Origin of the sequence: Streptomyces sp. NPDC058246 (assembly GCF_042881985.1) — a bacterium.
Taxonomy (GTDB): domain Bacteria; phylum Actinomycetota; class Actinomycetes; order Streptomycetales; family Streptomycetaceae; genus Streptomyces.
Genome location: NZ_JBHVWZ010000049.1, coordinates 18072 through 42477, shown reverse-complemented (window position 1 = coordinate 42477; position 24406 = coordinate 18072). Strand labels below are relative to the sequence as shown.

The 24406-nt window shown below is 68.5% G+C and carries 22 protein-coding genes and 1 pseudogene; 18 read left to right on the top strand and 5 right to left on the bottom strand.

What is annotated here, in order from left to right; translation table 11 throughout:
* Positions 1–200: 200 nt before the first annotated feature.
* Both ACFVXA_RS39080 and ACFVXA_RS39075 read right to left on the bottom strand, forming a co-directional pair.
* Positions 201–620 (bottom strand): SRPBCC family protein, encoded by a 420-nt coding sequence (locus tag ACFVXA_RS39080; protein ID WP_390028611.1) that lies wholly within the window; start codon positions 618–620, stop codon positions 201–203.
* An 11-nt stretch (positions 621–631) separates the two neighbouring features.
* Complete coding sequence (locus ACFVXA_RS39075; RefSeq protein WP_383737015.1) at positions 632–1090, bottom strand: MarR family winged helix-turn-helix transcriptional regulator; 459 nt, start codon at positions 1088–1090, stop codon at positions 632–634.
* A gap of 905 nt (positions 1091–1995) precedes the next feature.
* Between ACFVXA_RS39075 and ACFVXA_RS39070 the strand changes: the two genes are divergently transcribed.
* The 6 genes from ACFVXA_RS39070 to ACFVXA_RS39045 all read left to right on the top strand — a co-directional run bounded on the left by ACFVXA_RS39070 (position 1996) and on the right by ACFVXA_RS39045 (position 10690).
* On the top strand, positions 1996–4287 hold the full coding sequence (locus ACFVXA_RS39070) for a M4 family metallopeptidase (RefSeq protein ID WP_390028610.1): 2292 nt from the start codon (positions 1996–1998) through the stop codon (positions 4285–4287).
* A gap of 293 nt (positions 4288–4580) precedes the next feature.
* Positions 4581–6254: a tetratricopeptide repeat protein gene (locus ACFVXA_RS39065; RefSeq protein ID WP_383737011.1), complete on the top strand. Its 1674-nt coding sequence runs from the start codon at positions 4581–4583 to the stop codon at positions 6252–6254.
* Positions 6255–6507: 253 nt separating this feature from the next.
* Positions 6508–6810 carry a cupin domain-containing protein gene (locus ACFVXA_RS39060; protein ID WP_362022626.1) on the top strand — a complete coding sequence of 101 codons (303 nt, stop codon included), beginning with the start codon at positions 6508–6510 and terminating at the stop codon, positions 6808–6810.
* Between the two features lie 407 nt (positions 6811–7217).
* Complete coding sequence (locus tag ACFVXA_RS39055; protein ID WP_390028609.1) at positions 7218–8294, top strand: hypothetical protein; 1077 nt, start codon at positions 7218–7220, stop codon at positions 8292–8294.
* A 583-nt stretch (positions 8295–8877) separates the two neighbouring features.
* A complete protein-coding gene (locus ACFVXA_RS39050) occupies positions 8878–9321 on the top strand; it encodes a hypothetical protein (RefSeq protein WP_362022630.1) in 444 nt (147 codons plus the stop codon).
* A 367-nt stretch (positions 9322–9688) separates the two neighbouring features.
* Complete coding sequence (locus ACFVXA_RS39045) at positions 9689–10690, top strand: serine/threonine-protein kinase (RefSeq protein ID WP_362022633.1); 1002 nt, start codon at positions 9689–9691, stop codon at positions 10688–10690.
* Between the two features lie 108 nt (positions 10691–10798).
* On the opposite strand, the pseudogene ACFVXA_RS39040 reads toward ACFVXA_RS39045, so the two are convergent.
* Positions 10799–11056, bottom strand: a pseudogene (locus ACFVXA_RS39040) (SDR family NAD(P)-dependent oxidoreductase); the annotation flags it as partial.
* Between the two features lie 691 nt (positions 11057–11747).
* On the opposite strand from ACFVXA_RS39040, the gene ACFVXA_RS39035 reads away from it, so the two are divergent.
* The 4 genes from ACFVXA_RS39035 to ACFVXA_RS39020 all read left to right on the top strand — a co-directional run bounded on the left by ACFVXA_RS39035 (position 11748) and on the right by ACFVXA_RS39020 (position 16146).
* The gene (locus ACFVXA_RS39035; RefSeq protein ID WP_362022636.1) at positions 11748–12023 is read left to right on the top strand and encodes a hypothetical protein; all 276 of its coding nucleotides are present in this window, start codon (positions 11748–11750) and stop codon (positions 12021–12023) included.
* A gap of 368 nt (positions 12024–12391) precedes the next feature.
* Positions 12392–12928, top strand: coding sequence for a 2Fe-2S iron-sulfur cluster-binding protein (locus ACFVXA_RS39030; RefSeq protein WP_390028608.1), 537 nt, complete (start codon positions 12392–12394; stop codon positions 12926–12928).
* Positions 12925–13908: an FAD binding domain-containing protein gene (locus ACFVXA_RS39025; RefSeq protein ID WP_390028607.1), complete on the top strand. Its 984-nt coding sequence runs from the start codon at positions 12925–12927 to the stop codon at positions 13906–13908. The genes ACFVXA_RS39030 and ACFVXA_RS39025 overlap by 4 nt, the downstream gene beginning before the upstream one ends.
* A gap of 9 nt (positions 13909–13917) precedes the next feature.
* Positions 13918–16146: a molybdopterin cofactor-binding domain-containing protein gene (locus tag ACFVXA_RS39020; protein ID WP_390028606.1), complete on the top strand. Its 2229-nt coding sequence runs from the start codon at positions 13918–13920 to the stop codon at positions 16144–16146.
* Between the two features lie 209 nt (positions 16147–16355).
* Here ACFVXA_RS39020 and ACFVXA_RS39015 read toward each other — a convergent pair whose 3' ends face one another.
* On the bottom strand, positions 16356–16964 hold the full coding sequence (locus tag ACFVXA_RS39015) for a TetR/AcrR family transcriptional regulator (RefSeq protein ID WP_362022646.1): 609 nt from the start codon (positions 16962–16964) through the stop codon (positions 16356–16358).
* A gap of 174 nt (positions 16965–17138) precedes the next feature.
* Here ACFVXA_RS39015 and ACFVXA_RS39010 point away from each other — a divergent pair, with 174 nt between their 5' ends.
* A complete protein-coding gene (locus ACFVXA_RS39010) occupies positions 17139–18287 on the top strand; it encodes an FAD-dependent oxidoreductase (RefSeq protein WP_390028605.1) in 1149 nt (382 codons plus the stop codon).
* 118 nt (positions 18288–18405) lie between these two features.
* Here the strand turns inward: ACFVXA_RS39010 and ACFVXA_RS39005 are convergent, their stop codons facing one another.
* Positions 18406–18999 (bottom strand): TetR/AcrR family transcriptional regulator, encoded by a 594-nt coding sequence (locus ACFVXA_RS39005; protein ID WP_362022652.1) that lies wholly within the window; start codon positions 18997–18999, stop codon positions 18406–18408.
* Positions 19000–19148: 149 nt separating this feature from the next.
* Here ACFVXA_RS39005 and ACFVXA_RS39000 point away from each other — a divergent pair, with 149 nt between their 5' ends.
* The 7 genes from ACFVXA_RS39000 (at position 19149) to ACFVXA_RS38970 (ending at position 24374) form a co-directional block, all read left to right on the top strand.
* A complete protein-coding gene (locus ACFVXA_RS39000) occupies positions 19149–19919 on the top strand; it encodes an SDR family NAD(P)-dependent oxidoreductase (RefSeq protein WP_390028604.1) in 771 nt (256 codons plus the stop codon).
* Entirely contained in the window at positions 19916–20665 is a 750-nt protein-coding gene (locus tag ACFVXA_RS38995) for an SDR family NAD(P)-dependent oxidoreductase (protein ID WP_390028603.1), read from the top strand. The genes ACFVXA_RS39000 and ACFVXA_RS38995 overlap by 4 nt, the downstream gene beginning before the upstream one ends.
* A 221-nt stretch (positions 20666–20886) precedes the next feature.
* Entirely contained in the window at positions 20887–21288 is a 402-nt protein-coding gene (locus ACFVXA_RS38990) for a nuclear transport factor 2 family protein (RefSeq protein WP_362022662.1), read from the top strand.
* Positions 21289–21369: 81 nt separating this feature from the next.
* Positions 21370–21840, top strand: a complete 471-nt coding sequence (locus ACFVXA_RS38985; RefSeq protein ID WP_390028612.1) for an SDR family oxidoreductase — start codon at positions 21370–21372, stop codon at positions 21838–21840.
* 241 nt (positions 21841–22081) lie between these two features.
* Positions 22082–23068 (top strand): LLM class flavin-dependent oxidoreductase, encoded by a 987-nt coding sequence (locus tag ACFVXA_RS38980; protein WP_390028602.1) that lies wholly within the window; start codon positions 22082–22084, stop codon positions 23066–23068.
* 335 nt (positions 23069–23403) lie between these two features.
* Complete coding sequence (locus tag ACFVXA_RS38975) at positions 23404–23607, top strand: cold-shock protein (RefSeq protein ID WP_362022668.1); 204 nt, start codon at positions 23404–23406, stop codon at positions 23605–23607.
* A gap of 341 nt (positions 23608–23948) precedes the next feature.
* Entirely contained in the window at positions 23949–24374 is a 426-nt protein-coding gene (locus tag ACFVXA_RS38970) for a hypothetical protein (protein ID WP_383736985.1), read from the top strand.
* Positions 24375–24406: the final 32 nt, after the last annotated feature.

Sequence of the window (24406 nt, the reverse complement as noted above, 5' to 3'; positions counted from 1 at the left end):
CGCCCGCCACACCTCCCAGCCGCGCCCCCGCGTGGCCCCCCCTTGACCACCCGCCCCTGTGCACCGCCAACGGGGGGGGGGGGGGGGGTTGCCCCCCCGCCGCAGCCGACGGCGTGACTTCCCTTCTCCCTTCCCTTCCCTTCCCTTCCCTTCCCTTCCCTTCCCGTCCCGGTCCGGTCCGGTCCGCGTGCGACGCAGGTTCACGCTCTGGCTTCCAGCACCTGCTTCAGGGTGGCGAGTTCGGTGTCGACCAGGGCGGTCTGTGCGTCGAAGAACGCGTCGGTGAACGCGGGCGGCTGGAAGAAGGTGATCATGAACTCGCTGCCGGTGCCGTTGGGCACGACGCGGGCGGGGACCTGCCAGGAGGCCATGTCCTCGACGTAGTCATGATCGAGGATGCCGAATTCGGCCTGGCCGCGGATGCGGAGTCTGGCTGGGCCGTGCGGGGTGGTCATCAGCCACCAGTCGGGCTCGTCGGTGGGCTCGATGGTCTGGATGTTGACGACCGCCCAGCGGCTCCAGTTGGCCGCGTCGGCGAGGAAGGCGAAGACGTCGGCGACGGGCCGGTCGATGCTGACCGTCTTGGTGACAGAGCGGGCAGTGGTCGGGGTGGTGCTCATGACGGGGCCTTTCAGGTGCTCGTTCCCGGGGCGTCGCCCGGCGCCTCGCCCACGAGGCGGCGTATCCATCCCTCCAGCTGGTCGCGCTGGTGGGGGGTGAGGGAGTCGAAGAAGTGGGAGTCGTTGCGGTCGGCGATCGCGGCCAGTTCCGGGACCAGGTCCCGCCCGGCCGGGGTCAGGGCCAGGCGCAGGCTGCGGCGCGAGGCAGGATCCGGTTCGCGCGTCATCAGTCCCTTGGCTGCCAGACGGTCGACCAGGCGCGAGACGGCACCGGCGTCGATGGCGACATACCGGGCCACCTCCCTGGTGGTCGTGGCGTCACCCCGGTGGACGGTGACCAGCACCGCCCACTGGGAGACGGTCACGTCGTGGCGGGCGAGCTCCTTCTCGAAGCGCCCATGGACCTCGTCGGAGAGTCGCCGGAGCCAGTAGCCGAGATGGTCGCGCAGGCCGCTTGGTGTGGCTGTCACACGTCCATCATGGATGCCTAGACAACTGTTGTCAAGACAACAGTTGCCGGATGGGCTCCTGCGGGGAGCGGGATCATCCCTTGCAGGGCGACCTGGTTCACCTCTCTAGAATCGTCCGTGATGTGCCCGGTTCATGGCCGATGTAGTGATCGAGGCCCCTGCTCGATGCGCTGCCCCAGGTGCTGCCGCTCTCGGCGGCCGTCGGCGATCCTCTGCTGCGGCGCCTACCGGTTCTCGGGGGACGTCGGCAGTGGCCTCGGGTTCTCGCTCCGCGGCACCCTCCACGGACGAAAGCCCGTACGTCGTCGGCGACGCACAGGCCGTCATGGGCGGCCTTTGTTGAATTTCGGCCCTCGGGTGTGGCAGGGCGGTTCGGCCCTCCCGATGTTCCTGGTCGCCGGGGTCACCTGCTGAGTGGCTGACTGGTTGTCAGTTACCCGTCGCGTAGACGTACTTGACCGTCGAGCTGCCGGGAAGCCTCCCCGCTGTGTGTCCGCGGTCATGTGTGGCCGCGACGCGGAGGCCGAAAAGATCTGTCGGGTGCGACGAACTCGCAGCAGGCAATGGTCAATTCAAGCCGTTGTCTTGGTGTATCCATGACAATCCCATGGGTGGGATGTCACTCTGCTGTCCCGAACGCTCACGCTTCGTTCACATCCCCCACGCCTCCCATTCCCGCACCGGTGCCCTTTCGCATCGGCGCATCCCCACACCCTCACGCGTCGCCGAGCCCCTGGCCGCCTTTGCCTGCCACCTCGTTGCGGCGCCCCTTTCCGCCCAACTCGCTTCGACCGGCCACATCGTCGGTCCGCCCGCCCCTGGCCTCGATCACGGGCCGACGGTCGCAGCTCTCGCAGTAGTCGCAGTAGTCGCATTCGTCTCAGTAGTCGCAGAAGGAGAAGAACTTGACCCGGCCGCATCGCTCCTCCCACCGACGCAGACGCGCCGCTGGTCTGGCCCTCACGACCGTGGGTACGTTGTTCGCCCTCGCTGTCCCGCCAGGCGCCGCATCCGCAGCACCGGCATCCGCGGATCCGGCACTCGCAGATTCCGCATCCGCGAAGACAGTCGCCAAGCCTCGCGCCGGCGCAGCACCGGTCGCGCTCTCACCTGCCAAGCGTTCCGCTCTCCTCAAGAGCGCCGGTGCGGCGGCCGGTGACACCGCGAAGCGGCGCGGACTCGGCTCGCGGGAGAAGCTCGTCGTCAAGGACGTCGCCCAGGACGCCGACGGTACGACCCACACCCGCTATGAGCGCACCTACTCAGGGCTGCCGGTACTCGGTGGCGACCTGGTCGTGCACCTGCGGAACGGCAGGAGCACCGTGTCCGAGGCCGCACACGCCGCGGTCACGGTGGCGAGCGCCAAGCCGAAGGTCCCCGCGGCGGACGCCGCCGCCAAGGCGCTCTCGGTCGGCAAGAAGGCGGACATCAAGCGGTCCGAGATCGACGGGGCCCCGCGGCTCGTCGTGTGGGCCGCGGGATCCAAACCCGTCCTGGCGTGGGAGTCCGTCGTCGAGGGGGTCCAACAGGACGGCACCCCGAGCGAATTGCACGTCATCACCGACGCGACGTCCGGCAAGCTCGCCATGAAGTACGAGGACGTGCAGACCGGAACGGGCACGGGCCAGTTCAGCGGGACGGTACCTCTCGGCACCACCCTGTCCGGCTCGACGTACGAGCTCGTCGACGGCGACTGTGCGGGCCATCGCACGTACGACCTGAACCAGGGGACCTCCGGCACCGGAACGCTCTTCACCGATGACAACGATGTCTGGGGCGACGGAACCCAGAGCGACCGGCAGACCGCCGGGGTGGACGTCGCCTACGGTGCCGCGGCGACGTGGGACTACTACAAGGACGTCTTCGGCCGCAACGGCATCCGCAACGACGGCGTGGCCGCCTACAGCCGGGCCCACTACGGCAACAACTACGTCAACGCCTTCTGGTCCGACACCTGCTTCTGCATGACCTATGGCGACGGCTCGGGCAACGCCAAGCCGCTGACGGCGCTCGACGTCGCGGCCCATGAGATGACCCACGGCGTCACCAGCGCCACCGCGGGTCTGGCCTACTCGGGAGAGTCCGGCGGCCTCAACGAAGCGACGTCCGACATCTTCGCCGCCGCCGTGGAGTTCCACGCCGATCTCGCCGCCGACGTCCCCGACTACCTCGTCGGCGAGAAGATCGACATCCGCGGGAACGGCACGCCGTTGCGGTACATGGACAAGCCCTCCAGGGACGGGGTCTCCCGCGACTACTGGGACTCCTCGCTCGGCAGCATCGACGTCCACTACTCCTCGGGCCCGGCGAACCACTTCTTCTACCTGCTCTCCGAAGGCAGCGGGGCGAAGACGGTCAACGGGGTGTCCTACGACAGCCCCACGTACGACGGCCGGCCCGTGACCGGCATCGGCATCGAGAACGCCGCCCGCGTCTGGTACCGGGCGCTGACGACGTACATGACGTCGACGACCAACTACGCGGGCGCCAGGGCCGCCACCCTCCAGGCCGCGGCCGATCTCTTCGGGGCCTACAGCGGTACCTACCTGGCCGTCGCGGACGCCTGGGCGGGCATCAACGTCGGCAACCGCATCGCACTGGGCGTCAACGTCGCCCCGATCGCCGACCAGACCTCCGGAGTCGGCCAGGACGTCTCCCTCCAGGTCGACGCCTACACCACCAACGCCGACGCGCCCCTGACCTACGAGGCGACCGGCCTGCCGGAGGGCCTGACCATCAGCGACACCGGGCTGATAACCGGCGTCCCGACCACGACGGGCAGCAGCGACGCGACCGTCAAGGTGACCGACAGTACGGGGGCGGCCGAATCGGTCACCTTCCAGTGGCGGGTGGCGTACGTCTACGCCAACAGCACCCGCGTCGACATCCCCGACGCCGGGGCCGCGGTCGAATCGCCCATCACCATCACGGGGCGGACGGGCAACGCCTCGGCCGGTACGGAGGTCTACGTCAACATCGTCCACACCTACCGAGGTGACCTGACGGTCGACCTGGTCGGTCCCGACGGCACCGTCTACTCCCTGCTGAACCGCAGTGGGGGATCGGCGGACAACGTCGACCAGACCTTCGTCGTGGACGCCTCCGCACAGCCCGTCGACGGAACCTGGAAACTGCGCGTCAGGGACCTCGCCTCGATCGACGTGGGCTACATCCAGCAGTGGCGGATCACGCCCTGACCTGGGGATGCCCCGCGCGCCCGTCCGGACCGTCGCACGGTCCGGACGGGCGCACGGTCCCGAGGGGCGCGCCGTTCTTCTCGTACGACCGAGATCGGTGCCGGCCTCGACGGCAGATACCCACGGAGCCCGGTTCGGACCCCGGCCACGGGACGGCGCGTGCCGGACGCGGGACGCGGCACGCACTGTGGGAGTGTCCGGCCGGCTGCTCGTCCGGCCGCGACGACCGGCTCGCTCGCGGCACCCGCTCCGTCGTACCTTCAGGGGATCGGCCGTACCTTCAGGAGCGACGGATGGACTACTACGACCTCGGCACTCACCGCCGCCCCGTGACGACATCCTCCCCGTCGGCCCAGACATGGTTCGACCGTGGGCTGATCTGGTCCTACGCCTTCCACCACGAGGAAGCCGTCTCCTGTTTCGAGGCGGCCGCCGCGGCGGATCCCGATTGCGCCATGGCCTACTGGGGCATCGCCTACGCTCTCGGCCCGAACTACAACAAGCCCTGGGAGTTCTTCGACGGCGAGGACCTGGCCCGAACCGTCGACCGCACGCACGCCGCCGTGGAGCGCGCCCAGGAAAAGGCGGCCGGAGCCACTCCCGTCGAACAGGCTCTGATCCGTGCGCTGCGGACCCGCTACCCCCAGGCGGAAGCCGTCGAGGACTGCTCGGTGTGGAACGAGCCGTACGCCGAGAGCATGCGCGCCGTGTACGAACTCGCCCCCGACGATGCCGATGTCGCCACGCTCTACGCCGACGCGCTGATGAACCTCACCCCATGGCAACTGTGGGACCTGAGGACCGGCGAACCTGCTGAGGGCGCACGCACGCTGGAGGCCAGGACGGTCCTGGAGCGGGCGATCGCCGGCGAGCCGGGGGCGGACCATCCCGGGCTCCTGCACATGTACATCCACCTGATGGAGATGTCGCCCACGCCCGAGACCGCGCTGCCGGTCGCGGACCGGCTGCGCGATCTGGTGCCCGACGCGGGCCATCTCCAGCACATGCCCACGCATCTGGATGTGCTCTGCGGCGACTACCGGCGCGTCGTGTCCGACAACAGCAAGGCGATCGCCGCCGACGAGAAGTTCCACGCGCGAGCGGGCGCCATGAACTTCTACACCCTCTACCGGTCGCACAACTACCACTTCAAGATCTACGGCGCGATGTTCCTCGGCCAGTCGAAGACCGCGCTGGAGACCGCCGCACAACTCGAAGCCTCCATCCCCGAAGCGCTGTTGCGGGTGCAGAGTCCGCCCATGGCGGACTGGCTGGAGGGCTTCCTCGCCATGCGGGTCCATGTGCTCATCCGCTTCGGCCTTTGGTCCGACATCCTGCACCTGCCGATGCCGGCCGACCCGCGGCTGTACTGCGTGACGACCGCGATGCTCCACTACGCCCGCGGTGTCGCCTTCTCGGCCACCGGCCGGATCTCCGAGGCAGAGGCCGAGCGCGAACGGTTCCGGGAGGCGGTCTCCCGGGTCCCGGAGACACGGATGCTGTTCAACAACACCTGCGCCGACATCCTCGCGATCGCGTCCGCGATGCTCGACGGAGAACTGGACTACCGCAAGGGCCGCTACGACGCCGCCTTCGCCGCGCTGGAGCGGTCGATCGCCCTGGACGACGACCTTCCCTACGACGAACCGTGGGGATGGATGCAGCCCACCCGACACGCATACGGAGCCCTGCTTCTCGAACAGGGGCGCGTCACGGAGGCCGAAGCCGTCTACCGGGCCGACCTGGGGCTCGACGACACCTTGCCCCGCGCCGTACAACACCCTGGCAACGTCTGGGCCCTGCACGGGCTCCACGAGTGTCTGGTCCGGCTGGGCAAGGTGGGGGAGGCACAGATCGTGGGCCAGCAACTGAAGATCGCGCTCGCCCTGGCCGACGTACCGATCGAGGCGTCCTGCTTCTGCCGGCTCGAAGCCGTCACCGGCACGACCAAGACCCACTGCTGCTGAAACTTCTCGGCACAACGGGAGTTGCTGAAGCAGCGGGATGCGGTGCGTCCGCTGTACGAATCGGGCGGCGTGAGGGGCGTACGGGTGCCCGGGCAATCGCAGCAGGCTGCTGCCCCTGGGTGGTGCCGTGTGGAGCGGGTCGGCTCGCCTCGGTCGACGCGAAGGTGCGTATGGTCAACTGGCATGCAGAGTTGATCAAGCATTCGGGTTCCGGGCCAGGCCCGGCGACTGAACAGGGCAGGGAGAGCGTTCGATGACGACGACCGCGCACGCGAGCGTGCAGCACGAAGACGCACAGGTCCGCGTCACCCGCTGGGACTTCGAGCCCGGTACACGCACCGGCCAGCATGTGCACGGACACGACTACGTGGTCGTACCCGTGACCGATGGCCACATCAGCGCGGTCGCTCCCGACGGATCGGTGACGGAGTCGGACCTGAGGGCCGGCCAGTCGTACGCCCGCCCGGCCGGCGGCGAGCACGACGTGGTGAACACCGGCGGCACCTGGCTGGCCTTCGTCGAGATCGAACTCAAACACACGTCGCCGACGTCGTGACTGCCGCTCTGCCCGGCCGAGCCTTGAGCCGATGCGTGATGCGCACGCTGTCGCCTGCTGGGCCGTGGCTTCCCCGGCCCGGGCGGCTCACCGTAGGCAGGCCCTGGTAGGACGCCGGTGCGCCTCGGGCCCCTTCCGACCTCCCGCACATGCGGTGCGCGTTGCCGCCCTTGACACGGTTCGGGAGACTGCTCGGTGGCTGCCGTCGCAGGTGAGCGTGGATGTCGAAGGCCCCGGCAGGCCGGTCCTGAGCGGGCGACTGCGGCCTCACACCGATGGCCCGTCCGAGTGGCGGGGTGCCTCGCCAGGCTCTACTAATGGGCATCGGGCCGCGAACGGGATCGGGGACCGGGGAGCGGCCGCAACGTGGGCCGCCCACGTGGCCGCATCCAGTCTATGGAGCAAAGATGAGCACCTCTCGTTCTTCTCCCGGCCCGGACGCCGACATATCGCCGGGCGCCCAGGAGACCCCGTCCGAACCAAGGCACGACGACCCGCTCGATGCTCTGGTGCACGCAGCCGTCGTCGACCGCCCACTGGAAGAGGTCATCCAACTCATCACGCTGCTGGAACAGTCTCCCGCCAACGCCCGCACCACCGTCGACGCGCTCAGAGCAGCCGGCATGGACCGCTCCGTCGAGGATGTCGGCCGGCTGGTCGCCCTGCTGGCGGCGCCTCCTCGCAGTCCTGACAGCGCGGACGAGGCGATCCGTGCCGCGGCGGAGTCGCGGCCGGTCGAGGACGTCACCCGGCTCATGGTCCTGTTGCACCGGTCCTCGGTGGAGTCGCACTGCGCGCAGGAGGCCGTCCGGACAGCCGCCGCGCGGCGCCCCGTCGAGGAACTCGTCCAGCTCATGGGCCGGTTGACCGAGGAGAGCGCGGGGGGAGACGGTCCAGGAGAGGAACCCTCCGTCCGGGCTCCCGGCTCCGCCGCATCCTCGCCACTGGAGGATTCCGGCCCGACGCCGGAGGGTTCGGACCGTCGGACCGACAGCACGCCCGACGAGCGTGCCGCGCCGCCGGTCCGGGCTCGGCGTGAACTCAGCCCGGAGCGGAACGCGACGCTCCCGAGCTGGTCGCGGTGGCTCACGGCTGCGGCGCTCCTCGGGTGTGGCGTCGCATACGGGCCGCAGCACCGGAACGGCGCGTCGCTCGGCGTGTACAGCTTGGCCGTTGGGGCGTTCGCACTGTGCGCCGTGCTCGCGGCGGCGGTCTTCCTGCGCGGCACGGTGGCGCTGCTCGGCGCGGCCGTACTGGCGCCCGCGACGCTGGCCACCCTGCAGTTCCTGGACGGCCGGCTCCACTCCCCGGGCCTGTCCCGGGCGTTGGAGATCGGGGCCGCACCGCCCATGACGGCCGGTCTGGCCGCGGTGATCGCCACCCTCGCGGCGCTGACGGCGCTGCTCGCCGCTCGTGCCGCCGACCGGTCCGATCGTCTCCCGGCAGCGCGCGCCCCGGTCGGCGTGGACCGCGCGGCAGACTGAGCGGCGCGGCGCGGACAACCCGGCCCGGCCGGCGTGTGGACCCGACTTCCACTCGCCGGGCGGGCCTTCGCCAGGTCCGGCGTCATCGGCACCACAACCTGGCACAGCGACCCGGCGCGTGCGGCGTGTGCGGCGTGAGCGGGCGATGCCAGCCACGGCACGGCGGACGCCGCCGCCGGTGAGGCGGCAGCCGCGCATGATCTCTGATGGGGAGACGAACAGCGGTAGTTCTCGCAGCTCGCCGCTGAGTGTGGTCGCGGAAAGGCACGCGGGCTGCCCGGTGGTCGTGGTCGGAAGCCTGTTGACTTACGAGGCCGGGGATCCGTCGGGTGAAGTGGGTCCGCCTCACATCCGCTCGGGTCGGAATGGGGCCTTCGGCAGTCCCGGGACTCGGTCGCACTCGTCGCCGTCGTGTCTGCGCGGCGGCCTGATGGTTCACGCCTGCTCGGGTGGTGGATCCGTGGGGGTGGTCGTAGCGTCGATTGTGGAGCGAGTGCCGAGGTGGGCGCTGTCACCATCGGTGCGTGTCCGTGAGGGGCGGACCTTAGGGCGTGGGCTCGTCAAGAGACAGCTGGGAGCCGGTATGCGCAGTCACAGGGTCAAGACGGTGGTCATGGGGTGTACCGCCGCGGCGCTCGCGGTGGCGGGGGTATCGGCATCCGCTTCACCGGGGTTGCCCTCACCGGCTCAGGTCGTGGCTGTCGACTGTTTCTCCGGTGCGCAGGTACGGCCGGGGGACTTCTTGCTTGCCTGTGGGGATGGCAACAACCGCCTTACCGCGCTGCACTGGTCGAGTTGGGGAGCGGCGTCCGCAACCGGCAGCGGAATCGATGCGGTGAATGACTGTCAGCCCGACTGCGCCACGGGCAAGTTCCGCTCCTTCCCCGTCACCGTGAGGCTCGACCGCCCGGAGGCCTGGCGGAAGCATCCCGGGATGCAGCGTTTCACCCGGCTGCGGCTGGTCTACACCGACAGCAGGCCAGCGCAGATTCAGCAGCGGGAAGTTGCGTACCAGCTCTGGGACTGATGAGCGCGCCGTGTCTCGGCCACCGTGGTGGCCTGGGCGATGCGCGCGTTCACCTCGGCCGCGCTGGGGGCCATGAACGGGGCACTCTCGCGCAGCGTCCACTGGTGCTCCACGGCGGTCTGCAGCAGGCAGGGCCCGGTACGGCGGTGGCGCGGACGACTGCATATTATTTAGGTATGTATGAGCGGTTTGTCGCCTTGGCTGCGCCCGGACGTGTCTCGGAGGCCGGTTCCGGGAGTGGGGTGGCGGGCCGGGACCGGCATCGCGGGGATGCGGGTGCCGTGCAGGCGCCGGTTGCCTCGGCGGCCCGGCTGGTGGTGGGCGGGTCGTTCGCGGGCATCGCGCGGTGGGGTGGGGGTGGCGTGTGATGGGTTCCGAGTCGAGTGGGACGGGGCTGTACTCGGGTCGGGCTTCGGGCCTGATCGGTGCGCAGATCGCGGGCTACCGGGTGGAGCGGGAGATCGGACGTGGGGGAATGGCCGTTGTGTACTGTGCGAGAGATCTGCGGCTGGACCGGATGGTGGCGCTGAAGCTGCTGGCCCCGGAGATGGCACGCAATGACACGTTCCGCCGGCGTTTCACGTATGAGTCGCGTGTGGCGGCTGCGATCGATCATCCTCATATCGTGCCGATTTTTGAGGCAGGCGAGACGGACGGTGTCCTGTATATCGCGATGCGTTATGTGTCGGGACTGGATCTACGCGCTTTGCTGGACCGGGACGGTCCGTTGACGGTGGGGACCGCGCTGCGTATCGCTGCCCAGGTTGCTTCGGCGCTTGACGCGGCCCATGGGCATGATTTGGTGCACCGGGATGTCAAGCCCGGCAACATTCTGGTGGCGCAGGGCACTGACAGTGATCACCCTGAGCACGTCTATCTCACGGATTTCGGGCTCACGAAGAAGTCATTGTCATTGACCGGGTTCACTACGGTGGGGGAGTTCGTCGGCACGCTGGACTATGTGGCTCCGGAGCAGATTTCGGGCCGACCGGTGGATGGCAGATGCGATCTCTACAGCCTTGCTTGCGTCGTTTACGAGACGCTCGCGGGTGGGCCGCCTTTCCAGCGGGAGGAGGACATAGCGCTGCTGTGGGCCCACCAGTACGATCAGCCACCTGCGCTGAGTGAGAAAAGGCCCGGGATCGAGCCCGGGTTGGACGCTGTTCTGGCGAAGGCGCTGGCGAAGGTTCCCGAGGACCGTTACAGCTCGTGCCTGGAGTTCGTGGCGGCTTTGCGTGCAGCCGCGCGCGGCGCCGTCAGGGAGGCGAGTCCCCTGGATTCCCTGGGCGGCACAGGCGTGCGGAGCCCGGGGCCGCCCCCCGAGCCGCCTGCGTGGGCCCGCCCGGTCTTCGGCCGTTTGCCTGGTTAGGTTGCGCGCGGTGGGGAGTACTGCTCCACCCGCATGCGCCCCGTCCTGGCCGGGTGCCTCCATGCCGGCGGTGTTGACGCTCGCGTGGAGCGAGCCGAAGCGGTTCACGACCTCGTCGAAGGTGCGCTCGACCTGGTCGGGCTGTGTCAGGTCGGCCTGCAGCGAGAACGCCTCGCCACCGGTGCCCGTGATGTCGTCGACGACGGACGGGGCCTTCGCGGCCGACGACTCGCTGTTGTAGTGCACGGCGACACGGGCGCCCGCGTCGGCGAGAGTGCGGCTGATGAGCGCGCCCAGGTTGCGTGAGGCGCCACCTGCGAAGACAGCCTTGCCTTCCAGGCTGCTGACATCGGGGGTGGTGGTCATGATCGTGTGCTATTTGCGGGTTCGGTGAGGGTCGGACGACCGGGCGGGGCTACGGCGTAAAGGCGTTTGGCCGGGATTACGGACCGTTCGCATTTATGCGGAAGAGGAAGTCGATTTCTGCTTCAGAGTCGTCTCCAGGCGGCCGACGGTGACATCCACCTTTTCGCCTTGATCTTCGAGGCTTCTCGATTCTCTTCTGGGTGCCCGGGCCCTGCGACCCGAGGAGCGGCCCGGCCGGCGGCCCCGTTGTCGGCGATCTATTGAATGATCAAATAGGTATGCGGGGGTCGGGGATCTCGTGGCGCGCTGGACTGGACGAGGTGCGTGATCAACTTGGTGAACGTGCGGGGACTGAAGTTGGTGAGCGTGCGGGCACGGAAAGAGCGTGCGGGCACGGAAAAGGGGAGCAGACAGTCTTTGAGGGACCCGAACCGTGTCGGTCGAGGCGACCCCGTGCCTCATTTCGTCCAGGATGCTGTGCGGTCGATGGGCGGCTAGCATTTACAGGTGAGAGCCGCGATGCGGGGTGTGCCCACCTTGGCGTAATCCCTGTTCACCAGGGAACCGACAACCCCGCTTCTTGTACTCAGGCGGCAGCACCTACGACCGCGCCGGATTTTTCGCCCTGCGGCTGCGGCCATCCGTCTCGTGCCCAGGAAACCGCACGTGGGGGTGGAAGGAAGGTATGTCCATGAATGCACAACGCGCGAGGCGTCTCGTCGCGGTGTCAGCCGTCGGCGTTCTCCTGGCCGGCGGTGCCGCGATCGGCGCGGCAGGTACGGCCTCGGCAGCCGTCCCGGCCCAGAATTCCAACCTCAGCCTCAACGTCAACCGCAATTGTGGTTACGGTGGCTGGTGGAACGACTGCAACTACGGCTACGGCCGGGGTGACCGAGGAGACTTCTACCGCAGCGGCTTCAACGGTGGCTTCGGCAACGGTGGCTTCATAGTGATCGTGGTGCGCTGAAGGCGCTACCACGGAGTACGGCGGAGGGCCGCCACCTGCACTTTCCAGGTGGCGGCCCTCTCGTCGCCCGCGGCGAGTCTCAGCAGGGTCTCCCCACCGTGTGCCGCGCTCCCGGCCGGCGGGTGACCGCCTGGCCGGTCGACTGCGGCAGCCGCGCAGCGCCCGACGGACCGGTAGTGCTCGGCCTGCCGGCTCGGGCCCCGAAGGAACCCTCGCGGTGCGATGGTCATGTCTTTGCGAGACCCTGAGGGCGGGGGAGCGTGCCCGGCGGTTCGACGCATATCCAGGGTGGTACCCGCACCCGGCGAGGAAGGCGGGCTGTGATGAGCGATTCAGATTCGTCCGCCCCGGGGCGGACCCAGGTCGAGATGACCCAGCTCTCGGCGATCAGGTTGAGCGTCAACGATCAGGTGCGGCAGCTCGAGGTGGATCCGCGGACCTCGCTGCTCGACGCGCTGCGCGAACATCTGCGCCTGAGCGGGACCAAGAAGGGGTGTGATCACGGGCAGTGCGGCGCCTGCACGGTGCTGATCAACGGCCGGCGCGTCAACTCCTGTCTGACACTCGCCGTGATGCACGAGGACGACGAGGTGGTGACGATCGAAGGCCTGGGCGAGCCCGATGACCTGAACCCCCTGCAACTCGCCTTCGTCGAGTGTGACGGCTTTCAATGCGGCTACTGCACTCCCGGCCAGATCTGTTCGGCTGTCGGCATGCTTGCCGAGGCGGAGGCAGGTTGGCCCAGCCACGCCACGGCTGACGTGGCCTCGCCGCGGATCGCGTTGACCGATGAGGAGATCCGCGAGCGGATGAGCGGCAACATCTGCCGGTGCGCCGCCTATCCGAACATCATCGCGGCTGTCCGGAGCGTGGCGGAAGGAGACGCGGGAGGAGACGCGGGATGAGGCCTTTCACCTACGAGCGCGCGACGGACGTACGGGCCGCCGTGGCCGCGGTGTCCCGACCCGGCGCGAAGTTCATCAGCGGCGGCACCAATCTGCTCGACCTGATGAAGCTCGACATCGAGCATCCCAGTCATCTGGTCGACATCAGCCGGCTTCCGTTGCGGGACATCGAGGAGCTGCCCGACGGCGGATTGCGCATCGGTGCCCAGGCCGCGAACTCCGACGTGGCCGCCGATGCCCGAGTGCGCACCCGCTATCCGTTGCTGTCTCAGGCTCTGGTGTCCGGCGCCTCGGGCCAGTTGCGTAACAAGGCATCCACCGGTGGAAACCTGTTGCAGCGCACTCGCTGCCCCTACTTCTACGACACGGCCGCGGGGTGCAACAAGCGGAATCCCGGCTCCGGATGCTCGGCGATCGGCGGGTTCAACCGGATACACGCCATCCTCGGCGCCAACGACTCCTGTATCGCCACCCACCCCTCGGACATGGCCGTCGCGATGACCGCGCTGGATGCGCGGATCGACCTGCTCGACGCCGATCAGTCAGTACGCCGCGTCGACATCACGGACTTCTACCGGCTGCCTGGCGAGACGCCGCACATCGAGACCGTGCTGCGGCCCGGCGAGATGATCACGGGCGTGATCCTGCCCCCGCCCCCGCCAGGCCGACAGCTCTACCGCAAGGTGCGCGACCGGGCGTCCTACGAGTTCGCGCTGGTCTCCGTGGCGGCTGTCGTCTCGACCGACCAGGAGACGATCAGTGAGGCGCGGGTGGCGTTCGGCGGTGTGGCGCACAAGCCGTGGCGGTCCGTCGAGGCGGAGGCCGCGCTCACCGGCCGTCCCGCCACGATGGCCACGTACCGCGTCGCCGCCGATGCGGCGTTGCATGACGCCGTGGGGCACGGGCACAACGACTTCAAGATCGAGCTGGCCAGGCGCACGCTGTGCCGCACGCTGGCAGAAGCGGCCCAGGCAAGCTGAGGAGGCGAGATGATCGGGCAGTCCTTGAACCGCGTCGACGGCCCGTTGAAGGTCACCGGCCGCGCCACCTACGCCTACGAACATTGGGGGGCCGATCAACCGCTCTACGGTTCCATCGTCGGCGCGACGATCGGCAAAGGCCGCATCACCCGGATCGACACCGAGAGCGCCGAACGCGCACCCGGCGTGCACCTGGTGATGACCCATCTCAATGCCCCGGTGCAAGGCCCCCGCGACGAGTCCATTCCGTTCGAATACTGGCGTGCCCAGCCGGTGCTGACCAGCCCCGACGTTCACCACTACGGCGAGCCGGTCGCGCTCGTCGTCGCGGCGAGCTTCGAGCAGGCCCGAGCGGCGGCCGATCTCGTCGACGTCGAATACACCGACGAGCGGGGACGTTTCGACTTCGCCGCGCACGAAGCTGAGGCGTACATCCCGAAAGAGGTCAACGCCGGCTTGGCCACCGACACCGCGGTGGGCGATTTCGACGCGGGGTTCGCCGGCGCGGCGGTCAGAGTCGACCAGCACTACACCACGCCGTACGAGTTCTCCATGCCGATGGAACCGAACGCGTGTCTGGTGGAGCCGCGTGGCGAGGACCTGGTGGTCCACGTCAGCTGCCAGATCGTCGATGCGGCGCGGGCCTCGATCGCCAACACGCTCCGGATCGACCCCGCGCGAATCCACATCGTCGTGCCCTTCGTCGGCGGGGGATTCGGCTCCAAGCTGGGCATCCATTGCGAAACGATCCTGGCAGCGCTCGCCGCTCGCACATTGCGCCAACCGATCAAGGTCGCACTGACCCGGCAGCAGATCTTCCACCTCGTCGGCATGCGCCCCACATCGAGCCAGCGGGTCCGGCTGGGCGCGGCGCGCGACGGGCGGCTGGCTGCGATCGCCCACGACGTCACCATGCACACCAACCCCGACATGGAGTTCGCCGAGCAGACCGCCGCCACGACGCGCAGCCTCTATGCCGCACCCCACCGCTTGACCAGCCACCGGCTCACGCCCCTGGACCTACCGCGAGGGGCGGACGTCCGCGCACCGGGCGAGGCGCCGGGCCTGCTGGCGGTCGAGTCGGCGATGGACGAGCTGGCCGATGCTCTGGGGATGGACCCGGTGGAGTTGCGGATCCGCAACGAGCCCACCGTGGATCCCGAGCGAGATGTGCCGTACAGCGACCGGCACCTGGTCGACTGCCTGCGTGAAGGCGCTCTCCGCTTCGGTTGGGAGCACCGTCCCGCCACTCCGGCGAGTGCACGCGAGGGACGGTGGCTGGTCGGCTACGGCATGTCCGCCGCCATCCGCGGGCATTTCCAAGGCCCGACCGCGGTGCGGGTGCGGTTGGAGGCGGACGGCACCGCCGTCGTCCAGACGGACATGACCGACATCGGCACGGGTACGTACACCATCCTGACCCAGGTCGCGGCGGCCGGGCTCGGACTGCCGCCCGATAGGGTGCGGATCGAGCTCGGGCGTTCCGAATTTCCCACCAGCTGGGGGTCCGGTGGCTCGTGGGGCGCCGCCAACTCGTGCACCGCGGTGCATCGGGCGTGCGCGGCCCTGCGGGAGAAGCTGCTGCTCGCGGCGCGCGGCGACACGCGCTCCCCGCTGCACGGTCTGGACCCGGCGGACGCCGTCTTCTCCGATGGCAACGTGCGTATCAATGGCGCGTCCGAGACGCTGAGCGAGATCGTCGCTCGCAACCTTCCCGAAGGTGTGGAGGCAGCGGGCGAGACCCGCTTCATGGGCGATGAGCCGAACTACGCGGCCTATTCGATCAACACCTACGGCGCCCATTTCGCTGAAGTGGGGGTCGACGCGGACACCGCCGAGATCCGTCTGCGCCGGATGCTCGGGGTGTTCTCGGTGGGCCGCGTACTCAATCCGAAGACGGCCCGCTCGCAGCTGATCGGCGGCATGATCTGGGGTGCCGGCGCGGCCCTCGAGGAAGAGGCCGTCGTCGACCCGCGATCCGGAGCCTTCGTCAACCGGGATCTCGCGCAATACCTGGTTCCGGTCCACGCCGACATCCCCGACGTCGACGCCGTCGTCCTCGAGGGGTACGACGACAAGGCCAACGTCCTCGGCGCGAAGGGCATCGGTGAGGTGGGCATCTGCGGGTCCGGTGCTGCGGTCGCGAACGCGGTGTTCAACGCCACCGGGATACGCGTGCGCGACTTCCCCATCACCATCGAGAAGGTGTTGCCTGGGCTACCACCGATGGATATCTGAACCTGTGATGGCGTGCCGGTTCGCCGGCCGGCGTGCCGGTTCGCCGGCCCGTAGGCGTGAGCCGGCGGTGTCCGGGAAACCGTCGTCGGTGCGCGCGACGAGGGCCCGGCGCGCGATCCAAGGCGTTGCCCCCGTACCGGACCGAACGCCCGACTACCGGCTCAAGACACGACCGTCAGAGTCGATCCATCTCGGTGTGTCAGCTCTTGCTAAGAGCCTGTGACCGCATCCCCGGCATCGTGCTGTGACTGCCAACCGTGGATCAGTAGGTCGAACACCGTCTCCACCGTCGCGCGTGGATCGGGTCGGCCCTTGGCCAAGGTCGGGATTTCCAGGACGAACCGTGCGAGCGCTGAGCATGCGAGATCATCCGCATCTCGGCCGAGTTCCTCCGCGATGACGGCGCTGAGGGTGCCCGCGTGCCGCATCCACATCCGCTCCGCGTACTCGCGGAGCGCCGGCGTCTGGTCCACCAGCGCGGTGAGCTGATGCAGACGTGGATCCGACGCGATCGGCACCCAGGACGTCAGCGCGTGGGCGCGCAGTGCCTCGACCACGCCTTGGCCCGCGGGCCGTTCGCGGACCGCGGCGGTCAGCGCTGCCTCGACTTCCTCCTCGCGGTCGAAGACCAGTGCCTCCTTGCTCGGGAAGTGCGCGAAGAGCGTCGTCGTCGATACGTCGGCTCTGTCGGCGATGTCGCGGACGCTCGCTTGTTCGAAACCGTGCTCCAGGAAGAGCTCCAGGGCTGCGTCGGCGATGGCCTGCCTCGTCGCGGCCTTCTTGCGCTCGCGACGGCCAACGGTCGGAGAGTCGGGCATGGCGTCACCCTACCCCACAACTGGAATGAGGCAGAAACTGTAACGGTTGCAGTTATGTACTCGTTTCTGCTTTGGTGGTCTCCGCAGGGGTTGCCGCATCCCGGTGAGGGCGCGGCACCGGTCGTCGCCGCGCCGTGGCGTCACCGGGGACCCCACCGACGAAAGGAATCCACCGTGGACTCTCCGACGCCCGCAAACGCGCGGATCAGCATCATCGGGGCCGGCCCGGGAGGCCTCACGTGCGCACGCATCCTGCAGCAGCACGGCATTCCGGTGACGGTGTACGACCGCGATCCAGATGTGAACTCCCGCAACCAGGGCGGCTCACTGGACCTCCACAAGGAAGACGGCCAGCTCGCACTCCGTGAAGCGGGCCTCCTGGAGGAGTTCTTCGCGCTCGCCAGGCTCGAGAGCCAGGAAATGCGCCGTATGGACCCCGCAGGGCGGGTCCTCGCCCACCATCTGCCGGACGAGGGCGAAACGGTCAGCCCCGAGATCGACCGCGGGCAGCTTCGCGATCTCCTGCTGCGCTCACTGGCTGCCGGGACGGTTCAGTGGGGACGCACTCTCGAATCAGTGAGCGGACCGGCCGACGGGCCGCGAACACTGACGTTCACCGACGGGACGGCCGTCGAAGCGGATCTCGTGATCGGTGCGGACGGCGCCTCCTCCCGCGTCCGCGCTGCCGTATCGCCCGCGACACCGCGCTACACCGGGGTCAGCTTCCTCGAGGCATGGTTCGACGACATGGAGACCGCGCACCCCGAGCTTTCCGAGCTGGTCGGGAAGGGCAGCGCCCACGTCGCCGACGGCGAGCGCGGCCTCTTCGCGCAGCGCAACAGCGGCGACCACACGCGCGTCTACATCATGCGGCGCGTCCCGGTGGACTGGATCACGGCGAACGGGCTTCGCCCCGAGGACACCGAAGGCATCCGCGCGCATCTGCTGAGCGAGTACGCGGCCTGGTCACCGCAGACACTCCGGATGATCACCGACAACGACGGCCCCTACGTCGATCGTCCGCTCTTCGCCCTGCCGGTGCCGCACACATGGGAGCACTCGCCCAGCGTGACACTCCTGGGAGATGCCGCCCACCTCATGCCACCGCTCGGCGTCGGCGTCAATCTCGCCATGCTCGACGCCAGTGAACTCGCGCTCGCCCTCGTCCACTCATCCACCGTCGCCGACGCGGTACACAGCTACGAGAAGTCGATGCTCCCGCGCTCGGCCGAGATAGCCCAGATGCTCGAAGGCGGCGCTGAGCATCTTCTGTCCGTGCCCGACCCTGACGAGAGTGAGCGGCTCGGTCAGGCCCAGCCGTGACATTGCGCGGTTCGGTCAGGGCCCGGCGCTGACATCGGGCACGACAAGCCACTCGAGTGCCAAGTCCGCGACACCAGAACATGCGGGCCTACCAGGCCGAAAGGCCGGTGCAGGCCGGTCAGTCCGGGACAGCGGCTTCGACCAGGGCGGCGGCTACGCTGCGGGCGGCTGTCTCGGCGCTCGGGTCGCGGTCCATCCAGGCGCTGATCCCGGCGCCGTCGTAGAGCAGGACCAGTTGCTGGGCGAGTGACTTCGCATCTTTGGCGCCTGCCTGCTGGGCGAGGTCGAAGAACAGCTCATGCAGCCAGGCGCGGTAGTCCTGCGCCGTCTGTTCGACGACACCGCCGGGTGGTGCGTCGGCACTCGCGCTGATGAACGCGCAGCCACGGAACCCCGGTTCGATGAACGACAGGCCCTGCACCTCGAACGCGCCGACGAGGCGCTCTTTCGGGGTGTCGTAACGCGCTTCGAGCTCGCGCGCCATGCGCTCGGCCGTTGCGGCGTGCCGGGCCTGGAGGTAGGCGCGGATCAGGCCGTCCTTGCTTCCGAACGCGTTGTACAGCGTTGCCTTGGCGACGCCGGCGTGCTCGATGACCCGATCGATCCCGACCGACTGGACGCCCTCGGCGTAGAACAGCTCGTTGGCGGCCGCCAGCAGCCGCGCTCGTGCTGCGGCGCTGCGTTCCTGTGGTGTGAGCACCTCTTTGGCCATATCCGCATAATATCAGACAGATCTGTCTGTCTTCAATTGGTCGGTCGCGAATTGGTCGGTCGCGCGGTTGACATATCCAGACAGGTCTGTCTAAGCTGGAGACGCGACAAGACAGACCGGTCTGGATGACGTGATGGAAGGTGCATCCCATGTCTGTGGAGCGCGAAGACAACCTTGACCTGCATCCCCTCACCGCCCTGGTCGCCGGGGCCACGACCGGTATGGCTCGGACGATCGCCGAGCGGCTGGCCGCCGACGGAATGTCCGTCATCGTGGCCGGCCGCGACGCCCGCGGGGGCGCCGAGTCTGTCCACGTGATCACCGCGGTCGGCGGCCGCGCCCGCTTCGTCGAGGCGGACCTCGAGGACCCGGCCGGCATCGACCGGCTCGCCTCCGAGATCGGCGAGATCGACGTTCTGGTGAACAACGCCGGGCAGGCCGTCCGGACTTCGACCGAGGAGACGAAGGTCTCCGAGTACGACGCGATGTTCGCGAACAACGTCCGCGCGGCGTTCCTCCTCGTGGCCGCGCTCACCCCGGCGCTGGCCGCGAAGAGGTCGGGCAGCGTGATCAACATCGGGAGTGTGGCCGACGGTCTCGGCCCGGCCACCGCAGCCGCCTACGGCGCGACCAAGGCCGCGCTGGCATCCCTGACTGAGGCCTGGACTGCCGAGTACAGCGGCCGTGGCGTTCGCTTCAACACCGTCGCTCCGGGCCCGGTCCACACCCGGCTCGAGGCTCGCGACCCGTTCGACGCGACCGTCGGGACAACCCCGATGAAGGGCGCGGCCGGGCCTGCCGAGATCGCCGAGGTCGTGGCATTCCTCGCCTCGCCGAAGGCCGGTTACGTCACCGGCGCGACCGTCGCCGTCGACGGCGGCCTCACCGCCTCCCCACACTATGAAAGGTCACGGCCATGAACAGGCTGGACGGCAAGGTCGCCCTCGTCACCGGCGGCAGCAGCGGTATCGGATTCGCGATCGCGCAGAGGTTCGTGGAAGAAGGTGCCTACGTGTTCATCACCGGGCGGCGCCAACCCGAACTGGACAAGGCGAAAGAAGAGATCGGCAGGAATGTCACGGCCGTCCAGGGTGACGTCGCCGTCTCCGCCGACCTCGACCGTCTCTTCCACACCATCTCGAAGGAGAAGGGGAGGATCGACGTCGTCGTGGCCAACTCCGGTCTCGTCGACCCGCAGGAGTTCGGCCAGATCAGCGAGGAGAGCTTCGATCTCACCTTCGACGTCAACGCCCGCGGCGCCCTCTTCACGGCCCAAGGAGCGCTGCCTCAGATGACCGATGGCGGATCGATCGTCCTCGTGGGATCGATCGCCGCCTACAGCGGCATCGAGAAGTACACCACCTACAGCGCCACCAAAGCCGCCGTGCGCTCCTACGCCCGCACGTGGACCAAGGAGCTCAAGGACCGCGGCATCCGGGTCAACACCCTCAGCCCCGGCCCGATCGACACCCCGATCATGGACAGCCAAGCAGAGTCCAAGGAAGGCGCCGACGCGATCAGGGCGGCCTTCGCCTCGGTCATCCCCCTCGGACGCATGGGACGCCCCGAGGAAGTCGCCGCGGCCGCCCTCTTCCTCGCATCCGACGAGAGCAGCTTCTGCGCCGGAATGGACCTGAGCGTCGACGGCGGCATGGCGCAGGTCTGAGGCTGGAGTCTGCCAAACCGGGCGATTCATCTCCTCTCACGACTTCAATTCGATCACCCCGGGAAGCAATAGGGCAGGCGCCATGCATTGCGCCGTGGGAGGAGTTGCGGCTGACTTCGATACTCACTCGGTAGCGGGTCAGCCGATCCGGATTGCGACAACATCGATCGAAATTTTGATGGGGTCGATGGAGGCGCATCAGTTACTCAGTGGAGGTCGACATGACTACGCCCGAACAGAACAAGGCGCTGGTGCTGACGGCGTTCGACACGCTGTTCAATCAGCGCGACTACGCCGCCGCCGAAGACTTCTGGTCCGAGCGGTACATCCAGCACAGCGCGCACATCGCACCAGGGCGCGCGGGCCTGTTCGACCTGATCCGCTCCCTGCCCGGCACTCTGCGCTACGAGCACCAGCTCGTACTCGCCGAAGGTGACCACGTCATGCTCTATGGCCGCTTCACCGGCACCGGCAGCCCCGCCGCCTCGGTGGCGGCTGACGTGGTGCGTATGGAAAACGGCAAACTCGCCGAGCACTGGGACGTGTTGCAGGACGAGGCGACCCGCGCCGAGTCCGTCAGCGGCCTGCCGATGTTCGGCGACCAGTTTCCGCCCGACCGGTGACCAGCGGCGCCGTATGGACGCGGCCCGGCATGGCAGCCGGCAATTCGACGATTTCCTTGGGCGCAGAATCGCCGCGTGGTGATGTGCTGCGCCCAGTTCGCTTCGCTGGGTGATGCCACGGAAGAGCATTTCGACAAAATTTTCCACATCAATGTGAAGGGAGTGTTCTTCACGGTGCAGAAGGCCCTCCCTCTCTTGAATGACGGCGCGTCCATCGTCCTCACGGGCTCCGTTGCCAGCGTCAAGGGAACCCCCGCGTTCTCGGTCTACGGCGCGAGCAAGGCTGCCATCCGAAATTTCGTTCGAGGATGGACGGTGGAGCTGAAGGACCGCTCCATCCGGTCCAACGTCCTCAGCCCCGGCCCCATCGAGACGCCACTTACCGCGATGCAACCCCGGGACACCATCGCGAAGATTGCCTCCACCATTCCGATGGGCCGCATGGGGGAGCCCGACGAAGTTGCCAAGGCGGCGCTGTTTCTGGCGTCGGACGACTCCAGCTTCGGCACGGGAATCGAGCTGTTCGTCGATGGCGGAAGAGCGCAAATCTGATACTGCGACGGCGCATCCGCGTACCGCGACCGCGAAACATCCCTCCGCGGCGCTGGTGCTCGAGATCGTGACGCTGGACCAGCCCGACGAGGCGAACCGATAGATGTTCTCCAGCCCGCGCGCTTCCGAATGGTGCTCACCATCCGGTGAGCCGCCGTGCCGATTGATCAACCGCCCAGCTCACCGTCCCAGGCATGCGCCTGGGAGCTGGGCATTTCCGCCTGCCCAAGGAGTCTGAGCGATGGACGTGTCCTGTCAGTTCGCCACATCCCTGGATTCTCCCGAACACATCTCCGTCGCTGAGCAGTTGGGCTACCACCGTGCCTGGCTCCACGACACGCCCGCCCAAAGCCCCGACGTCTGGGCGATGCTCGCGCTGGCCGCCGAGCGCACCCACCGCATCGGCCTCGCCCCCGGGGTCCTCGTCCCGACGCTGCGCCATCCGATGGTCAACGCCTCCGGCGCCGCCACCCTCGCCGCCCTCGCACCAGGCCGAGTCGCCCTCGCCTTCGGTACCGGGTTCAACGGCACGCGCGCCCTCGGCGCAGCCCCGGCCACCTGGTCCTACCTCAGCAAGTACGTCCGTACGGTGCGGGCTCTGCTGCGCGGCGACACCGCGCAATGGGACAGGGCCCCGCTGCGCATGATGCATCCCGACGGGAACGCACCGCAGCGCCCCATCGACCTTCCGGTGCTGGTGTCCGCTCTCGGACCCAAAGGTCTCGCCATCACCCGTGAAATCGCCGACGGCCTCTTCACCGTCAACGGTGAAACCGCCCACGCCCACGAATTCACCTGGGCCGCTCTGGGCATCCACGGCACTGGCCTGGGCGAGGGCGAACCACTCGACTCCCCACGCGTCCGCGGGGCCGCCGGGCCCGGCAACGCACTGGCCTATCACGCCGCCTACGAATTCGGCGGCGACCCCACCACTCTGCCCGGTGGACAAGCCTGGCTCGACGCCATCACCGCCCACCACCACACCGAACGCCACCTCGCCGTTCACGACCAGCACCTCACCGGCCTCAGTGCGGCGGACAGCGCCGCCTGGAACGCCGGCAGCTGGAAGGCGATCACCTCCACCACCGTCACCGGAACCCCCGACCGCATCCGCGAGACACTCAGCGCCTACGCCCGGGACGGCATCACCGAAATCGTCTACCAGCCCACCGGCGCCGACATCCCCGGCGAACTCGAACGCTTCATCGCCATCGCCCGCGACGTATGAGCCTCGATCCACCGCCTGAGCGGTGGGCGCGCTGATGATGAAGGCCGCAAAGGATCACGGCTGCGCCGTGCACGCACCCCGGCACGGCAGCCGGTGCGGGCGGCACGTACAGACGCCAATGACGTCAGCCTCGGATGAATCCGCGAGTGCGGCGCGTGGCGAGCTGACTGCGGATCGGATAACTTTCCCTGTAGTAGTCGTGGTTCCGAAGTCTCAACGCCCGCGGTTCGCGCCGTGGGCGTCGTGCTGTGCAGCGTGTCCGAGGGCCAGGGCGATCACCTCACCCAGGGGTACTGACAAGCCAGTGCCCCGCGACCCTGGACAAGGGGAAAACTATGGCTACCGGCATCGTGAAGTGGTTCAACGCCGAAAAGGGCTTCGGCTTCATCCAGCAGGACGGCGGCGGCCCCGACGTCTTCGTCCACTACTCGGCCATCAACGCCGCCGGCTTCCGGTCGCTGGAGGAGAACCAGCCGGTCAACTTCGACGTCGTCCAGGGCCCGAAGGGCCCGCAGGCGGAGAACGTCACGCCGGCCTGACCCCATGCCTCGGCGCCCCGCACTCAGCCGTGCGGGGCGCCCTGGTTGCAGTAGTGCCTGGCTGGACGGTGTCCGAGGCTCGTGTGCGGCCTGGGCTCCGTCCCCGTGAAAGTGCCGCTTCTGGCGGCGGACAGCCGACCGGCAGGAACGCCGCGGGCACCTTCGGCAGTCGTTTCACCGAGCTGGTCGGCGTGCGCCCAGCGGCTATCGGCGCCAGGCGGCGCGCGCGACCCCGGGGATCGCGTTGTGCGTGGCGAAACAGCTGACCACGCCGATCAGGATTCGAGAAGCGCAGGTCAGGGAGCCGCAACTAGCCTGGCCGCCATGGACGTCGCCATTCCTTGGACCTTCTCCCGCAGCACGACCCGTACGCCTCCCCGGCCTTCTCTCGCGACACCCTCGGCTTCGAGGTCCGCAGCGACGTCGGGCACGACGGGATGCGCTGGATCACGGTCGGCCCTGCCGACCAGCCCGGCACGCCCATCCACAGCGGGATGCGCTGGATCACGATCGGCCCCGCCGACCAGCTCGGCACGTCCATCGTCTCGGAACCGCCGATCGCAGCGCCCGGTATCACCGACATGAGTTCGGCTGAGTCGTCCGGAGATCGCGGCCATGACCCGCACAGACGGCGCACCGCGGAGGTACCCGCGCACGACGCCGGTGGCAGTCGCCTGGCGGCCATCGTCACCGACCCCCGTGGCAACGTCCCCCACCGCCTCACGGCCGATGAGCGCCGACCCCCGCTCGCGCATTCAGCGTCGTAGTGACACAGAGCATCCGCTCACCCACGACAGAG

Excerpts from the sequence above, each read along its gene's own strand:
- ACFVXA_RS39080 (WP_390028611.1), bottom strand. The coding sequence starts at position 620 with ATGAGCACCACCCCGACCACTGCCCGCTCTGTCACCAAGACGGTCAGC.
- ACFVXA_RS39065 (WP_383737011.1), top strand. The coding sequence starts at position 4,581 with ATGGACTACTACGACCTCGGCACTCACCGCCGCCCCGTGACGACATCC.
- ACFVXA_RS39060 (WP_362022626.1), top strand. The coding sequence starts at position 6,508 with ATGACGACGACCGCGCACGCGAGCGTGCAGCACGAAGACGCACAGGTC.
- ACFVXA_RS39055 (WP_390028609.1), top strand. The coding sequence starts at position 7,218 with ATGAGCACCTCTCGTTCTTCTCCCGGCCCGGACGCCGACATATCGCCG.
- ACFVXA_RS39050 (WP_362022630.1), top strand. The coding sequence starts at position 8,878 with ATGCGCAGTCACAGGGTCAAGACGGTGGTCATGGGGTGTACCGCCGCG.
- ACFVXA_RS39045 (WP_362022633.1), top strand. The coding sequence starts at position 9,689 with ATGGGTTCCGAGTCGAGTGGGACGGGGCTGTACTCGGGTCGGGCTTCG.
- ACFVXA_RS39035 (WP_362022636.1), top strand. The coding sequence starts at position 11,748 with ATGAATGCACAACGCGCGAGGCGTCTCGTCGCGGTGTCAGCCGTCGGC.
- ACFVXA_RS39030 (WP_390028608.1), top strand. The coding sequence starts at position 12,392 with ATGACCCAGCTCTCGGCGATCAGGTTGAGCGTCAACGATCAGGTGCGG.
- ACFVXA_RS39025 (WP_390028607.1), top strand. The coding sequence starts at position 12,925 with ATGAGGCCTTTCACCTACGAGCGCGCGACGGACGTACGGGCCGCCGTG.
- ACFVXA_RS39020 (WP_390028606.1), top strand. The coding sequence starts at position 13,918 with ATGATCGGGCAGTCCTTGAACCGCGTCGACGGCCCGTTGAAGGTCACC.
- ACFVXA_RS39015 (WP_362022646.1), bottom strand. The coding sequence starts at position 16,964 with ATGCCCGACTCTCCGACCGTTGGCCGTCGCGAGCGCAAGAAGGCCGCG.
- ACFVXA_RS39005 (WP_362022652.1), bottom strand. The coding sequence starts at position 18,999 with ATGGCCAAAGAGGTGCTCACACCACAGGAACGCAGCGCCGCAGCACGA.
- ACFVXA_RS39000 (WP_390028604.1), top strand. The coding sequence starts at position 19,149 with ATGTCTGTGGAGCGCGAAGACAACCTTGACCTGCATCCCCTCACCGCC.
- ACFVXA_RS38995 (WP_390028603.1), top strand. The coding sequence starts at position 19,916 with ATGAACAGGCTGGACGGCAAGGTCGCCCTCGTCACCGGCGGCAGCAGC.
- ACFVXA_RS38990 (WP_362022662.1), top strand. The coding sequence starts at position 20,887 with ATGACTACGCCCGAACAGAACAAGGCGCTGGTGCTGACGGCGTTCGAC.
- ACFVXA_RS38985 (WP_390028612.1), top strand. The coding sequence starts at position 21,370 with ATGTGCTGCGCCCAGTTCGCTTCGCTGGGTGATGCCACGGAAGAGCAT.
- ACFVXA_RS38980 (WP_390028602.1), top strand. The coding sequence starts at position 22,082 with ATGGACGTGTCCTGTCAGTTCGCCACATCCCTGGATTCTCCCGAACAC.
- ACFVXA_RS38975 (WP_362022668.1), top strand. The coding sequence starts at position 23,404 with ATGGCTACCGGCATCGTGAAGTGGTTCAACGCCGAAAAGGGCTTCGGC.